Origin of the sequence: Brevundimonas sp., assembly GCF_046295075.1 — a bacterium.
GTDB lineage: Bacteria > Pseudomonadota > Alphaproteobacteria > Caulobacterales > Caulobacteraceae > Brevundimonas.
In genome coordinates this window covers 20,135-32,591 of the sequence record NZ_JBKBOC010000006.1, presented here as the reverse complement: position 1 = coordinate 32,591, position 12,457 = coordinate 20,135, and the positions used below count along the sequence as shown (strand labels likewise).

At 59.0% G+C, this 12,457-nt stretch carries 17 protein-coding genes; 11 read left to right on the top strand and 6 right to left on the bottom strand.

The annotated features are described in order from the left end of the window. Positions 1-161: 161 nt before the first annotated feature. From ACK4MH_RS06760 to ACK4MH_RS06730, 7 genes are all read left to right on the top strand, one after another. Entirely contained in the window at positions 162-524 is a 363-nt protein-coding gene (locus tag ACK4MH_RS06760; protein WP_409716420.1) for a hypothetical protein, read from the top strand. Next, the gene (locus tag ACK4MH_RS06755) at positions 521-970 is read left to right on the top strand and encodes a hypothetical protein (RefSeq protein WP_409716418.1); all 450 of its coding nucleotides are present in this window, start codon (positions 521-523) and stop codon (positions 968-970) included. The genes ACK4MH_RS06760 and ACK4MH_RS06755 overlap by 4 nt, the downstream gene beginning before the upstream one ends. A gap of 188 nt (positions 971-1,158) precedes the next feature. Then, the gene (locus ACK4MH_RS06750) at positions 1,159-1,554 is read left to right on the top strand and encodes a hypothetical protein (protein WP_409716416.1); all 396 of its coding nucleotides are present in this window, start codon (positions 1,159-1,161) and stop codon (positions 1,552-1,554) included. A gap of 77 nt (positions 1,555-1,631) precedes the next feature. Further along, positions 1,632-2,021, top strand: a complete 390-nt coding sequence (locus ACK4MH_RS06745; protein WP_409716414.1) for a hypothetical protein — start codon at positions 1,632-1,634, stop codon at positions 2,019-2,021. Continuing rightward, positions 2,018-2,308, top strand: coding sequence for a hypothetical protein (locus tag ACK4MH_RS06740; protein WP_409716412.1), 291 nt, complete (start codon positions 2,018-2,020; stop codon positions 2,306-2,308). Before ACK4MH_RS06745 ends, ACK4MH_RS06740 begins: the two co-directional genes overlap by 4 nt. 283 nt (positions 2,309-2,591) lie before the next feature. Then, the gene (locus ACK4MH_RS06735) at positions 2,592-3,764 is read left to right on the top strand and encodes an AAA family ATPase (RefSeq protein ID WP_409716410.1); all 1,173 of its coding nucleotides are present in this window, start codon (positions 2,592-2,594) and stop codon (positions 3,762-3,764) included. 854 nt (positions 3,765-4,618) lie between these two features. Then, positions 4,619-5,770: a tyrosine-type recombinase/integrase gene (locus ACK4MH_RS06730; RefSeq protein WP_409716408.1), complete on the top strand. Its 1,152-nt coding sequence runs from the start codon at positions 4,619-4,621 to the stop codon at positions 5,768-5,770. 116 nt (positions 5,771-5,886) lie between these two features. On the opposite strand, the gene ACK4MH_RS06725 is transcribed toward ACK4MH_RS06730, so the two are convergent. After that, positions 5,887-6,384, bottom strand: a complete 498-nt coding sequence (locus ACK4MH_RS06725) for a hypothetical protein (RefSeq protein WP_409716406.1) — start codon at positions 6,382-6,384, stop codon at positions 5,887-5,889. A 481-nt stretch (positions 6,385-6,865) separates the two neighbouring features. Between ACK4MH_RS06725 and ACK4MH_RS06720 the strand changes: the two genes are divergently transcribed. From ACK4MH_RS06720 to ACK4MH_RS06710, 3 genes are all read left to right on the top strand, one after another. Further along, positions 6,866-7,309, top strand: a complete 444-nt coding sequence (locus ACK4MH_RS06720; RefSeq protein ID WP_409716404.1) for a hypothetical protein — start codon at positions 6,866-6,868, stop codon at positions 7,307-7,309. Next, positions 7,302-7,589 carry a hypothetical protein gene (locus tag ACK4MH_RS06715; protein WP_409716402.1) on the top strand — a complete coding sequence of 96 codons (288 nt, stop codon included), beginning with the start codon at positions 7,302-7,304 and terminating at the stop codon, positions 7,587-7,589. The genes ACK4MH_RS06720 and ACK4MH_RS06715 overlap by 8 nt, the downstream gene beginning before the upstream one ends. 174 nt (positions 7,590-7,763) lie before the next feature. Then, complete coding sequence (locus ACK4MH_RS06710) at positions 7,764-8,228, top strand: MucR family transcriptional regulator (protein WP_409716400.1); 465 nt, start codon at positions 7,764-7,766, stop codon at positions 8,226-8,228. Between the two features lie 105 nt (positions 8,229-8,333). Here ACK4MH_RS06710 and ACK4MH_RS06705 read toward each other — a convergent pair whose 3' ends face one another. Further along, entirely contained in the window at positions 8,334-9,713 is a 1,380-nt protein-coding gene (locus tag ACK4MH_RS06705) for a recombinase family protein (protein WP_409716398.1), read from the bottom strand. 635 nt (positions 9,714-10,348) lie between these two features. On the opposite strand from ACK4MH_RS06705, the gene ACK4MH_RS06700 reads away from it, so the two are divergent. Next, a complete protein-coding gene (locus ACK4MH_RS06700; RefSeq protein WP_039246365.1) occupies positions 10,349-10,702 on the top strand; it encodes a helix-turn-helix domain-containing protein in 354 nt (117 codons plus the stop codon). Positions 10,703-10,734: 32 nt separating this feature from the next. On the opposite strand, the gene ACK4MH_RS06695 is transcribed toward ACK4MH_RS06700, so the two are convergent. The 4 genes from ACK4MH_RS06695 to ACK4MH_RS06680 are packed head-to-tail and all read right to left on the bottom strand — an operon-like array spanning position 10,735 to position 12,395. Next, positions 10,735-11,094 carry a hypothetical protein gene (locus ACK4MH_RS06695; RefSeq protein WP_409716395.1) on the bottom strand — a complete coding sequence of 120 codons (360 nt, stop codon included), beginning with the start codon at positions 11,092-11,094 and terminating at the stop codon, positions 10,735-10,737. Between the two features lie 19 nt (positions 11,095-11,113). Beyond that, entirely contained in the window at positions 11,114-11,563 is a 450-nt protein-coding gene (locus tag ACK4MH_RS06690; protein WP_409716393.1) for a hypothetical protein, read from the bottom strand. Positions 11,564-11,577: 14 nt separating this feature from the next. Continuing rightward, on the bottom strand, positions 11,578-11,961 hold the full coding sequence (locus ACK4MH_RS06685; protein WP_409716392.1) for a hypothetical protein: 384 nt from the start codon (positions 11,959-11,961) through the stop codon (positions 11,578-11,580). Next, positions 11,949-12,395 (bottom strand): helix-turn-helix domain-containing protein, encoded by a 447-nt coding sequence (locus ACK4MH_RS06680; RefSeq protein WP_409716390.1) that lies wholly within the window; start codon positions 12,393-12,395, stop codon positions 11,949-11,951. Before ACK4MH_RS06680 ends, ACK4MH_RS06685 begins: the two co-directional genes overlap by 13 nt. Between the last annotated feature and the right edge of the window lie 62 nt (positions 12,396-12,457).

The window sequence follows — 12,457 nt, the reverse complement described above, 5'->3', positions numbered from 1 at the left end:
GTCTAAAATCGGCAACCCACCTATATGGAAAATCCGCTTATGCGATTTTTCCCTTTTAGGTATGGAATATTTCCATATTCGGACGCATCGGCTTGGTGCCTGTTGCGCCGCCTACTCACCTCAAACGAGCCGCAAGGCTCATCTTCAAAGGAAAAACCATCTTGAACCAGACTACGATTCGTATGGCTCTAGCGGCCATTGCCGCCTTCTACGTCGTGATCGGCGGACTGTGGGCGATCAACTACTTTCCCCTGAAAAACTTCTACCACCAGATCGAAGTCAAGGACGCCATCACCAAGAAGCTCGGCTACCCTGCGGCATTCAGGTCGGCCGAGTACACGGCAGCGGAGGAGGCCCAGGCGACCTACGCCCTTAGCCATCCGGACATCCTCGTCACCGAAGGACGTGTGGCCTTTTACAGGTCCTTGCTCATCTGGGGCACGGTGGCGATCGGCGTAGGCGGCGGCGTCCTCTTCCTGACGCGCGGCCGGGGCGTCCAAGCTGCAAAGGGAGCCGCCCGGTGAAGCGCCTCGTCTATGCAGCCCTAGTCGCTGGAGCTCTGGCCCTTAGTGGCTGTGCGTCGGCCCCCGCGCGGACGCCTGGCACATACGTCAGCCAGAGCGAGCCCGTCTATCTGATCACCGAGGCTCAGGCCGATCAAATCCTTGTGGACGCCATGAACGCCGAGTTCGGCACCAGCCCGATCGTGCGCGTCGAACATCCGAACAAGGGGTATCAGGCCACCATCAAGTTCCTGTTCGACAGCCACCAGATCGTTGGCACGGTGGTTCCGTCAAGGGGCCGGAAGGCTGACGGCACGGTGCAGGACGGCTTCTATTTCACCGTCTCCCACAGCGGCACCATGCCCTTGTCTGGGATTACCCGCTCAAAGCGCTTGAAGGACCGGCTCAACCAGGCGGCAGGCGCTCTTTCGCCGAGCGTCCCTCCAGCAAGGCAAGTGGTGCCTTAACGGTCGCTGGCTGGGGCAGGACACCAACGTCCCTCGTCTCAGTCAGCAGCCTGAAAACCCGTTGCGCGTTATCGACTTCAAGGCCGATCACTAGGGCGACCTGACGCCTTCCAAACCACCCACCTCAACCGACCCCCGTAGCCTTCCGCTGCGGGGGTTTTTTTGTGCCCGGAAAGGACACCCTGACCATGCTTTCGCTCACAGACAGAGACGCCGTCACGGCCGCGCTCACCGACCCTAGCCTCGACCCTGCCCTGCGCGCCCTGATCGGACTTCGTGTCTGGCAGGTGGACACCGATCGTCGTCGCCCCCTTGGCGAAATCCTCCAGATCGTTGTCGTCCAACCGAGCGATCCGCCTCAGACCATCCACGACGCCGTTGGCTTCCCGATCTGCTGGGACCAGGCTGACCAACCGGGCTGGGAGTGGTTCAACGACCACGGCTCATGGTTCGAGCTGGCCTACGTTCTCACCGACGACTTCGGCATGCTGGTCTTGGTGGCCGACCATCCCGACACCAACGGCACCCTCCGCTTCAACTGCCTGGGCGTTGCCGACCGCCCTCCGGTTGCCGACGCAGACTAAGCCTCAACCACCCATCCGACCCGCGCCCTCCGACACCCGTCGCGAGGGCTTTTTCGCACCTGAAGGACACCGTCCATATGATCTGCATCAACACGCTTGCCGACGTCGCCGGCGTCATCAGCGACCCGGACCTAGACGACGATTTGCGTACCCTGATCGCCCAACGCGGCTGGCAGATTTACGCCGACCGTCAGCTCCACCTGAGCAAAGACACTCGCATCGTAGTCATCGAAGCCGGGGATACGCCGGAAGTGATCAATTTCGCCGTCCAGTTCGCACTCACTGGAGACGATGCTGAGGAGCCGAACTACGATCGGCTTGAGGACCATGAGGGCTGGTTTGAGATAGTCGTCACGGATCGGGCTGGCCGAGACTTGATCATCTTCGCCGAGGACAGCTGCGCCGTTGATTTGGCCGTACACTGGCTGTGTCTGAGCCACTTCTGGATCGAGGTGGCTGGTCGATGATAAACAAGATTCTGCTCCTCCTCATCATCTGCGTCGCCCTAGCCGCCCTCAGGGCGGTCGCGGTCGTCTTGGTGGCCCTTCTTGGGCTGGCGCTAGTCGTCGCCTTCATCATGCATCCTCGGCACACGGTGGTGTTTCTGGCCACCTTCACCTTGTCCGCCTTGACGGTGGTTCAGCCCGTCGCCTGCATCACGGGGGTCGTCATCATTGTCGTGGTGCTCACACTCGCTCGGAACAGGCGACATCGACTGCGACGACCTATCGGACTTTCCGCTGCCGGCGGCTGAACTTGATGATCGCGGGGGGGCGGTTGGCAACACCGCCAAGCTGATCGCTCCCCGAGCCCTCCTGCATCGATCAGAGGCCACCGCGCGTGCGTGATACTCCTGACACCGCGATTTGACTGCTGCCGAGTAGAGGTCTACCAGCGCGACACCCATCGCAGCCGAGCCTTAACAGGGCCTCGTGCTTGAGCCGCCTAGCCAGCGGTTCACTTCCGACCATCGGGAGCAACGGCCTCCAGCAAGTGCAATCGGAAAACCCCTTCCACACTTAGCAAAGGAGGCGCCTATGGCCCAATGGGTCAGACCGCCAAAATTGATCGATCCAAGAAAGATCGTGGTCCCAAAACCAGCCCTACCCGGTTCCAGCCCCGTATCGGAGCAAGCCGCCCTGTCAACGGCGACACAGCCGCCTACGCCCGTCTTCTCGCCGAAGGAAGAGATGCGCCGTTTAACGGCAAAGCATCCGCTCCTCCGCTTCAGTCTGCTGGAGGACGCCGATAAACTGGAAGCGGAGGCGGCCGACACCAAACGCCTCCTTGGCCAATTTGTAATGGATGGCCAGGCGACCATGATCTACGCCCCGCCCAATACGGGTAAGACGCTGATCATCATCTTCCTGATCCTCAAGGCAGTCGAGGAAGGCCTCATCGATCCAGATAGCGTCTTCTACTTTAATGCGGATGACGGAAGCCTAGGCTTAGCGGTCAAGAACCGGCTGATGGCGGAAGTCGGCGCTCACATGGTGGCTCCGGGTCGTCGAGGCCTGAAGACCAAACATCTTGTCGAGACGATGCTTCAAGCGGCAGCAGACGGCTCGGCACGGGGCACCCTGATCATCATCGACACGCTGAAGAAGTTCGCCGACCCGATGGACAAGAAGGATAGTAGCAGGTTCGCTCAGGTCTGCCGGGAGTACGTCATGGCTGGCGGCACGATCGTCGCGCTAGGACACACGAGAAAGACACCCAAGGCCGACGGCACTTATCCGTACCAAGGCACCACCGACATCTTTGAGGATTTCGACGCCGTCTACATCGCCAGTGTCGTCGCCACAAAGGCAGCGGGTCGGCGGGTCGTCCGGTTCAAGAATGAAAAGAAGCGGGCCGATAGCCCGGACGTGGTCGCGTACTCCTACGCTGACGAGGCCGGCATTAGCTACGAGGAGAAGCTGGCGTCAGTACAGGCCATTGATCCGGACGATATGGAGGCTTGGAGTGAGCCGGGCCAAGGCGTCGAAGAGACCCGCGTCATAACAACCCTGCTCCGCCTGATTGACGATGGGTTCGATGGAGGACGCATGGCCTTGGCGAAAGCGGCGGCGATGCAATGCGGCGTGTCCGAACGCACGGCGCTTTCAGTCCTGCAGCGCTACACTGGCGAGACCTTCGGCGAGGCTTACTGGACCTTCCAAAGGGTCGGCCGTGGCAAGCAGGTGTACGCGACTCTAACGCCAAGCTGATCGGTCTTCAGCTTTGCAGGTTTTCAGTTTCGCAGGTTTTCAGGTTGCGCAGCGGCTGGCCGCCTCACGGCACCGGGAACTGAAAAGCTGAAAATCTGTGGCGGTGAAGGCCCGCCGAAAGCGCCCAGACCCGGTCTTCTGGCCGCCCCCTCGGCACGCCATCGCCTCATCATCCCTGCGCCCGACGCGCCGCCAGCGGCCCACTGTGGGGCTCAACGCGCCAGCCCCGCTCCAGCCTGACCTGCCCTCTCAATGTGATCCGCGTTTCGCCGTGGCTCAATGGTACATCGATGGAAACCTCAAAATGTCCCACTCAGAACTCGACCTTTCCTCCCCTGCTGCCTTGGATGTTGACACCACTATGGTCATCACGTTCCTGAGCCTTATCGACGGCGGTTTCGCTGAAGATCCGGACGTCCTCGCTGAAACGGCCGCCCAACAGTGCGGTGTTGATGTTCCGCGCGCGGCCTCAGTTCTCCAGCGATACACTGGCCCAAACTTCGGCGAGCACTATTGGAGGCTTCGACAATGCACTGGAAGCCACTCAATTTACGAAGTCTTGCCGCCACGCTGACGGAGGCCTCGTCCTAGCTCGCCCGAAACCCGTGCTTCGTACAGCGAGGCGGTGACCGACGGGATTTCCAGACCTCCACACTGCAAACGCGGCCCGTCTGGGCGCGCTCCGGGCCTGCCCATAGCCCGACCATCCCCGCCCCCGACGTGCTGCCCAGGCGGCCGACCCTGGGGCCACGCGGGCCAGACCCACTCCAGACCACCCAACCCTCTATCCCCTCCGCGACGCCATCGCGGTCCGCTGGCGCTCGCGCCGATCCCTAAGATGAAAGGACGGCAGCATGCCGAAGGCCAAACTCGACCAAACGTTCGTGAACGCAGCTCTTTGCGAGCCTGGACGCAACAAGGTTGATTTCTACGACACTCAAATAAAAGGGTATATACTTGAAGTTCGCGTTACTGGGGGAAAAACTTTCGCTTACCGCTACAAGGACCTTAGTAACCGTCAGTGCCAATATAAGATCGGCAAGGTGGAGGATTTGACGGCTGCTGCTGCCCGAAAACAGGCCGAAAGGCTGCGTTCTAGAGTTGCAATAGGCGACTATCCAGGCGCAGCGAAAGCGCTGGCGAAGTCTGTGCCCACCTACGGCAGCCTTGCGGACATGCATTTAGAGTACGCTCTTCTACATCTAAAATCATTCACGAGCACGGAGTCAGTGATCCGCCTGCACATCCTGCCTCGATGGTCTAAGGTCAGGCTTAGCGACATTCATAGTCGCGACGTCGCACTATGGCTCGCCGCCAAGCAAAAGGAAGGCCTCGCCCCAGCGACGATCGAAAAAATTCGAGTAACCTTCGGAAGGTCCTTCGAACTAGGAGTCCGATGGAATGTGCCTGGGTCGGATAAAAACCCAACAAAGGGCATCCCGCGCAAGCCGCTTCTGAATGCTAGAGAACGATTTTTATCAGCTGAAGAAGCATCGCGGTTAAAAAAAGCCGTATCAGAATCCGAAAATAGCCAGTTACAGCATATTGTCGGATTGCTTCTACTAACAGGGGCTAGAAAGCGAGAGCTTCTCGACGCTCGATGGGAAAATATCAACATTGAGAGACGGTCCTGGCTGATCCCAACGTCCAAATCGGGGAAGCCAAGGCATGTTCCCTTGCCTTCTGCGGCGTTAGAGATACTTGCTAGACTGCCTCGTTTCGAGGGTTGTCCTTGGTTAGTGCCCAATCCAGATACTCGCCTGCCCTACATATCTCTGAAAACAAGCTGGGGACGGGCAGTTCGGGTGGCAAATTTGCCGGGCTTAAGGATTCATGATCTTCGGCATTCGGCAGCCTCATTCTTAGTGAATGCTGGAGTTGATCTTTATACCGTCGGTAAAGTACTCGGCCATGCCAACGTTTCCTCGTCAGCGCGGTATAGTCATCTAGCGAACTCAACTTTGCTTGCTGCAATCGAGGCTGGCGCGGCGAAGCAGTCAGTCTAAATCTCACCCGCCTCGTGCACTGGCCTCGGCTGGTTCGCGGGGCGGGTTCTATTTTTTTGGTCCCGCAACAGCTTCTAGTAAGCAATCTCCACTGAGGGCTGCGTGCCATCGCAGCTTCACTCCAAGCCCGGCTCACGCGGACCGAAGTATCTGTCCGCCACCTGCGCAATCTCTGGATACTGGAATTCAAAAATCCGTGAAACGAATAGCGCTCTAGAAACTTCTCTCCGGCTGACCTTCGTGTCGCTTTCGGCACCCTCGTCCCTAGCATGATCAAACAAGGCGGAAGCGCGTGCGTAAACCTCAGCCGAACTGACGACTTGGCCTCGGCAGTAATCCACTGATCCAGAAGCCCGAGGATTGCTAAGTTCCGCAAGAAATCCGAAGGCGCGAGTCTGCTGGACTTGGATGATTTGCAGCAAAGCAACGTAGGGCTTTGCCTGCTCAGCGGAGCAGGCCTCAATCATAGCCTGAATGTCCCGCACGGCCCCCTCCGGCACTTTCGAGAACGTCACGTTACTCGCGCCATCGACCCCCACACCGTCGGGGTCATCACGCCCTCTTTGTCGCCTCGCGGCATCAACTAAGTCTGCCGCATGATGCCAGGAGGTCATGGCTTCGGTCGCCCACCCACAGATTTGGGTTAGCGCTAGGGGTGTAACGGCGCGCGCAGCACGTTCTCGACGAAGACGAAGTTCGTCCTCCTTTCGACGCTCCAGGGCCGCTTGCCACTGAGCGATCCCGATAGCGGCAAGGATAGCAGCTATCGAGCCGATGGCTTGAACCCACGCTGGCCAATCACTGACAGACGGTCGAAACCAGAGAGCCGCCAATCCCGTCAGGAGGGCGACAGTGTAAACAACGACGAAGAGGTGCTGACGGAGCGGAGCCATAGCCCGTTACCGCACAGCGCCCAGCGCCTGTCCATTCTCTGCCGTCAAAGCCCGTGCAGACTTTCAGCGGATTCCCTTCTGCTGCGGGCGATCAAAGCGATGATGACGGCCGCGTAGCTATCAAGTAGGAGTTACAAGCGAAGGCGATTCACGGCTTGGCCAGGCAAAGCCTGTGGCGGGTAGGCAGTCTGGCAGGAGCTAAATGCCTCAACGTGATGTTCTCAGCGATCTAGTTTCAAAGGCCACTGCGGTCGCGGTACGCAACGTGATGAATCCGCTGCTCTGGCTGAACGCGACGGTAGTCCCTGCCGGATTTACCGTGGTGGTTTTGCTTCAAGAAACTTTGATTTTGGCAATACCGATTATGATGACGACGCTGGCTGTACCGATATTCACACTCAAGCATTACGGTTATTTTGCAAAGCACGCGCCGCAACGCCTTCAGTCTGAGGAGTTTATCATTCAGCAACAGAGACTAATGATTCAACAGAAGGGATCCGAGATCGAAATCGACATTACTACGTTAGAGCTAGGTTCCAATCCAGAGATTCCAGCTTTGCCAGACTGGTCGGACAACCAAAAGGCAAGTTCGCAACTTCCCATTCCCCATGAAGTTGATGCCGATAAGGGCCGGCGCGATGTCTGACGGGTTGGCTTCTTACCTCTTGGTAGTCGATAGTTCTCAAACGGCGCTCCAAAAGTGGATCGATGAAATCGACATGATGGTCGAGGTTGTGAACTGGCAAAAAATGTTACCCGATGCTGCTGTCCTCGTCAGCGAACAGGACATTCGTCAGTTGAACTCGCTGTTACGGAAAGTAATGCCCAATAAACGCTATATATTAGTAGAAATTGAGAATGGTAATAAGCAGGGCTGGTTAGCCAAGAGCGCTTGGAAATTTATGAATAACCCTAAGCCCGCATGATGCTTAGAAATTGTTCTAAGATAAATTAGCATTCTGGATTTGCACGTGATGTATTACTCATGCAAATTTTTCTTAACTGCCTATCTTTATCCACATATCGCAAAATATTCTGACATTCCGAAATGAAGACCTTCTGCAGACATGTGGAAATGTTTGACCATAAGGAAACTTTGCATGACTGATCAACCCGTCGCTTCACTTCTGCACATGACCGTGGGGATCGTAGCCAACTATGTGTCGAATAACGACCTCGCACCAGAACGCATTGGCGATCTGATTGCCTCAACCCACGCTGCGCTTGCGAACGTTGGCCAGCCTGAGCCGCAGCCCGTCGAAATCTATGCGCGCGCCAACAGCGGACAGGTCAGAAAGTCGATCACTGACGAGGGTCTGGTCAGCTTCATCGACGGGCGCACCTATAAGTCGCTGAAGCGTCACCTGTCAGCGAACGGGATCACGCCAGACGAATACCGCGATCGATATGGCCTGCCCTCCACCTACCCGATGGTGTCGCCCGCTTATTCGGCGCGCCGATCAGAGTTGGCCAAGTCGATCGGACTTGGCGCAAAGGGCCGTCAATCAAAGGCTGAACAGGCCACCGCTACCACTCCTCCGAAGCGTGGACGTCCCAAGAAATGAAAGCTCAATAGCGTCTTCTACCTTTGCACGGCCCTCGGTGGGCCATGAGCAGACCGATAGAGCAAATACGTCTCGTTCCGACCGTACCAAGCGATCGAATCTCGCTCACTGAGTGAGCTTTGGCGGCACGCCGTGGGCAGACGCGCCGAGCGGGTAGGTCCGCGTTCGACCCGCCAGGACAGCTTCGGAGTGAGTGATAGGAAAGCCAGCGAGGGCGAACGCGTTCAGGATCGTGCCGAAGCGCCGTGTGTATGCGTTGACGCACGGAATGGTCTTGTCGCCGTTGACGAGTCGGACAGAGAGATAGCCATGTCGCTGGTGTAGGACGCCCAGCATCGCGAGCATCTCAGTGTCGGATGGCATTGGCGCGCGACCCTTAACGTACTTAGCGAGAGGGCGTCGGAAACCGACCAGTTCCATCGCGTTATCCAGGCTGCCGAAGTGCTTCCGGTATGAGTTGACGCAAGGGGTGTAGCGGCATTCCTTCACCATACGGGTCGTTAGCCGTCCCCTCTCCTTCAGCAGTCGAGCCAGGGCGGTGATCATCTCGTCGTTGAGATGTTTGTTACGGCCATATCGCAGCTTGAGGCGCAACTGCGCTGCTTCGAAGAGCTTGCGGGACACGATGGGCTTGAACACCTTCGTTCTGATCCACTGGTCAGGCGGATGACGCACCTTCGCCCCTTTCAACCGAGACGAAGTCTTCCCATAGACAAAAGTCCCGACCGCAAACTCGCTCGTCAGGATGCACCGGACCGTCGATGGTTTCCACGGCCCGCCATGACGTGGGCGCGCGTCCTGCTCGTTTAGCAGTCGAGCGATACTCGCCAAGGTAAGGTGATTGACAGCAAACCACCGAAACACCTTTCGAATGACGTCGATCTCAGGTTCCGGCCCCCACATGAAGATCGAGCGCTCGTCTCGCCGTATTTTCCTCTGCCCGATTTGGTCGAGGCTTAGAGGGCGTCCGGCTTGATCGACCAGCACACTCCGAACGCCATAGGGCAGATTTCCCCCGACGAAGAAGCCTTGTGGGGCGTGGCGCATCTTGCCGACGCGGATCTTCTCCCCAAGCTCCCGGCTATATTCCCCCGCCATGACGCGCTTGAGGTGCTTCACCACCGAGGACATGGTCGAGCCGTCGTTCAAGAACGCCTCGGCGACATAGACGACCTCGACGCCGGCCTCCCGGCATATGAACTCGTAATGTGCGGCCTGGTCCGGATCCTGAAAGCGTCCCCACCGGCTGACATCGAGAACCAGGATTTTGGAGAACTCTGCACCACCGGACACTGCCTCCTGCAGCAATGCCTGCAGCCCAGGCCTTTCCCGGAGGGTTAGACCGCTTTTGCCAGGGTCTTCGAAGGTGCGCACAATCTGGAGGTCATGCTGCAAGGCGAACGCGCCGATAGCGGCTGCCTGATTGCTTAGGGAGTATCGCTGATGATCAGTCGACATCCTGAGGTACTGGGCCGCTGGCGTCACCGACGCCTCCACTCATGAGACAGGGGCGATGCCGCTTCATACCATAGGGACAGATGCCGGCTCGCCCGCGAAATTGCGTCAGGGCCTGTGAAAACCGTTCAGAGAACCCTTCGGTTTGTGAAAACAGATCAGATATCCGGAAATCTGTGAAAACCGTTCAGCACCCCATTGGAACCTGCTGGAGCTGGTGCGATGGGCTGGCACCGCCGAGCTGCGACGTTCGCCAGAGGTGCAGATTGCAGGTATGGTGCAGGTCGATTTTTCGGTCGTTCCCACGTTAGCGCGCGCAAACTAGGAAACGCTCTGATCACGCGCTGCCCCCGAATTGGGAAGCGGCTGGGTGGACAGGTCGTGAGGTTGCCGACATAGTGCTAGAAGCCAAGCAGCGAATGGTTTTGACGGCTGAGCTTCCCTGAAATTCGTAATGATGGGGTCAGGTGTTCGAGTCACCTAAGCGGCACCACTTTTCCGAGCGCGGTTCGCGCCGGGAGCGACGGTGAGAACCCCGTCATACATCCCAATGGTTGAATTCACACTCATCAGCACACGTAGCACTCCCTAGTGGAGCAGCTTTGGCTTGACGGCGTTGATGTTTTGGGGCCTTGGCACGCCATTAGTCCTGTCCGTAGGCCCAAATGAACGACGCAGTAGATCCCGTAGACATCGCCATTGGCGGCCGTATTCGCACGCGTCGCGAGGAACTTCGCATTACGCAGGCGCAATTGGCAGCCGGCGCCGGCGTCACCTTCCAGCAGATTCAGAAGTATGAGCGGGGCGTCAATCGGGTGTCCGCCGCCCGTCTGCTGCAGATCGCATCGGTCTTGAAATCAACCGGCGCGGCCCTGCTGGGCGAGTTGGAGACGGCCGAGGGCGACGAGCTTGCGCTGGCCGCCCCTGGCGTCGCCGAACTGCTGGCCGCCTTCCGCGGGATCAAGGACGCCGCTCAACGCGACGCCCTCTTGACCGTGGCCAAGGGCCTGCGCGGCTGAGACGTCGGACCTGAAGCTCAGGTCCGGCCATCCTAGACCTGAGCTTGGCGGAGAAGGCGTTCGACCGACTGTGCTCCAGTGGCTCCGGTCGGGGCATCCGCCAGCCACTGCTGCACCGCGGCGATGGCCCGAAGGTCCAGCCCGTCCGAGCGACCGGCGTCCGCTATATTCTGACGCACCACCTCAAGCAGGCAGGCGGCTTCGACAGCGTTTGACGGCGCATGGTTGAGCAGACTGGTCTCAGCCTCGACCATCGGCCCCAGATCAAGCTCCGCCAGAAGATTTTGAGGACTGCCTTCCAAGCCGGCTGCGCCGATCTTGTCAGCCAGCGAAGCCGTTTCGAACCACGAGCGAAATAGTGGCAAGAAGGCCTTGAGCGGTTGAGTGTTCACGTTTGATATCCTTGTGGGTTCAGAAGGCGCGCGGCTTCGCACGCAGCGCCGAATTGGGTTGGGCGTAGGGAGCAGATCGGGCTTCCCAGACACCGAAGATGGCCAGCACCATAATCCCGACCCACACCGTCATTCGCGCGGTCACGATGGACCAGGTTAGTGCGTCCGGACCGATCATGGACGAGATGTGAGTGGTGAAGGCCAGCAGTTGAGCGCCCGCAGCGAAGAGCAGCCACCAACGATCGTAACGAAGACTGAGCCGCACGAGCAGGATCAGCAGGCCGAGTGAAATCAAGGCCACCGCCCACCGAAACTGACCGATGGCCAGGTGATCGACCCAGCCGGACAAGAGTTGGGTCAGGAAAAGACCCACCCCCGCTTCGCGCTCAGGTCTGCGGCCCTTCCAGACCAGCAGAACGAGCGCGACGACCGTCAGGCCCGTGCCGAAGATCCATAGCGGCGAGGGCATTCAGTCGCGCTCCGTCAAGCGGCCAGTTTGATGACGTCTGCCGGCGCGGCGGCCAGGGGGGTGGTCTTGCTTTCACCCATGCCGTCCATCCGCCACCCGATGCCGTGATCTTCGGCCACGATCGCGAGATCGGCATGACCTGCGACGACACTGGCGCGAACGGTCGCCAACTGTCCTAGCCCAGCAACGATGTTCTCGATCGCCGACTGGCCGACCTCGGCCGCCAGACGGGACTCGACCCGACCTTCGAGCGAGGTTTGGATCAGTCGGCAGACTTCGATCATGGCCTGATCGATGGCGTGTTCCGCAGTCCGCACCTGACGTGCGACTCGGACCCCCACCTGCATGTTTCTCATTAGTCGTTCCTCCAGAATGATGCCCCGTGTCAGCGGGCCCATTCGGGAGCGATCCGGTCGAACAGGGAGGGAACCACCATGCCTGCCGTCACGATCCCGATGGCGAGCAGCAGGGCGACGACGGCGCCGGCGACGATGACCCCCAGTCTCGCACCAAGCCCCCGAGGCGGAGGCGGCAGAATCCAGGATGACGAAGCGAAGGAGCCGTCGTCGACCGACTGCTCGGCCGACGCCGGATCAACAAGCCCGTCATGCGGGGGTTCGGAAATGAGTATCGACGCCTCTGAGTAGACGCTACTCAGCCGACGCGCCGCCAGTTTGCGATCCGATACGCCTAGTTTGGCATAGGCCCGGTGCAGGTGATTGCCGACGGTGCGGGGCGAGATGCCGAGCCGTGCGGCGATCTCCTTGTCCTCCAGGCCTTGACCGGCGAGGTGGACGCATTCGCTTTCTCTCGTCGTCAGGCTGTCAGGCATTCGATCCCCCACAGCCTGTTTACCCTAAAATCCAACGCTGTCAGCCGATCCGCTCGACGTGC

Bases quoted from the DNA above. Each gene is read 5' to 3' on its own strand.
- ACK4MH_RS06730 (WP_409716408.1), top strand. From the start codon at position 4,619: ATGCCGAAGGCCAAACTCGACCAAACGTTCGTGAACGCAGCTCTTTGC.
- ACK4MH_RS06750 (WP_409716416.1), top strand. From the start codon at position 1,159: ATGCTTTCGCTCACAGACAGAGACGCCGTCACGGCCGCGCTCACCGAC.
- ACK4MH_RS06715 (WP_409716402.1), top strand. From the start codon at position 7,302: ATGTCTGACGGGTTGGCTTCTTACCTCTTGGTAGTCGATAGTTCTCAA.
- ACK4MH_RS06690 (WP_409716393.1), bottom strand. From the start codon at position 11,563: ATGCCCTCGCCGCTATGGATCTTCGGCACGGGCCTGACGGTCGTCGCG.
- ACK4MH_RS06725 (WP_409716406.1), bottom strand. From the start codon at position 6,384: ATGACCTCCTGGCATCATGCGGCAGACTTAGTTGATGCCGCGAGGCGA.
- ACK4MH_RS06720 (WP_409716404.1), top strand. From the start codon at position 6,866: ATGCCTCAACGTGATGTTCTCAGCGATCTAGTTTCAAAGGCCACTGCG.
- ACK4MH_RS06740 (WP_409716412.1), top strand. From the start codon at position 2,018: ATGATAAACAAGATTCTGCTCCTCCTCATCATCTGCGTCGCCCTAGCC.
- ACK4MH_RS06710 (WP_409716400.1), top strand. From the start codon at position 7,764: ATGACTGATCAACCCGTCGCTTCACTTCTGCACATGACCGTGGGGATC.
- ACK4MH_RS06735 (WP_409716410.1), top strand. From the start codon at position 2,592: ATGGCCCAATGGGTCAGACCGCCAAAATTGATCGATCCAAGAAAGATC.
- ACK4MH_RS06680 (WP_409716390.1), bottom strand. From the start codon at position 12,395: ATGCCTGACAGCCTGACGACGAGAGAAAGCGAATGCGTCCACCTCGCC.
- ACK4MH_RS06700 (WP_039246365.1), top strand. From the start codon at position 10,349: ATGAACGACGCAGTAGATCCCGTAGACATCGCCATTGGCGGCCGTATT.
- ACK4MH_RS06745 (WP_409716414.1), top strand. From the start codon at position 1,632: ATGATCTGCATCAACACGCTTGCCGACGTCGCCGGCGTCATCAGCGAC.
- ACK4MH_RS06685 (WP_409716392.1), bottom strand. From the start codon at position 11,961: ATGGGCCCGCTGACACGGGGCATCATTCTGGAGGAACGACTAATGAGA.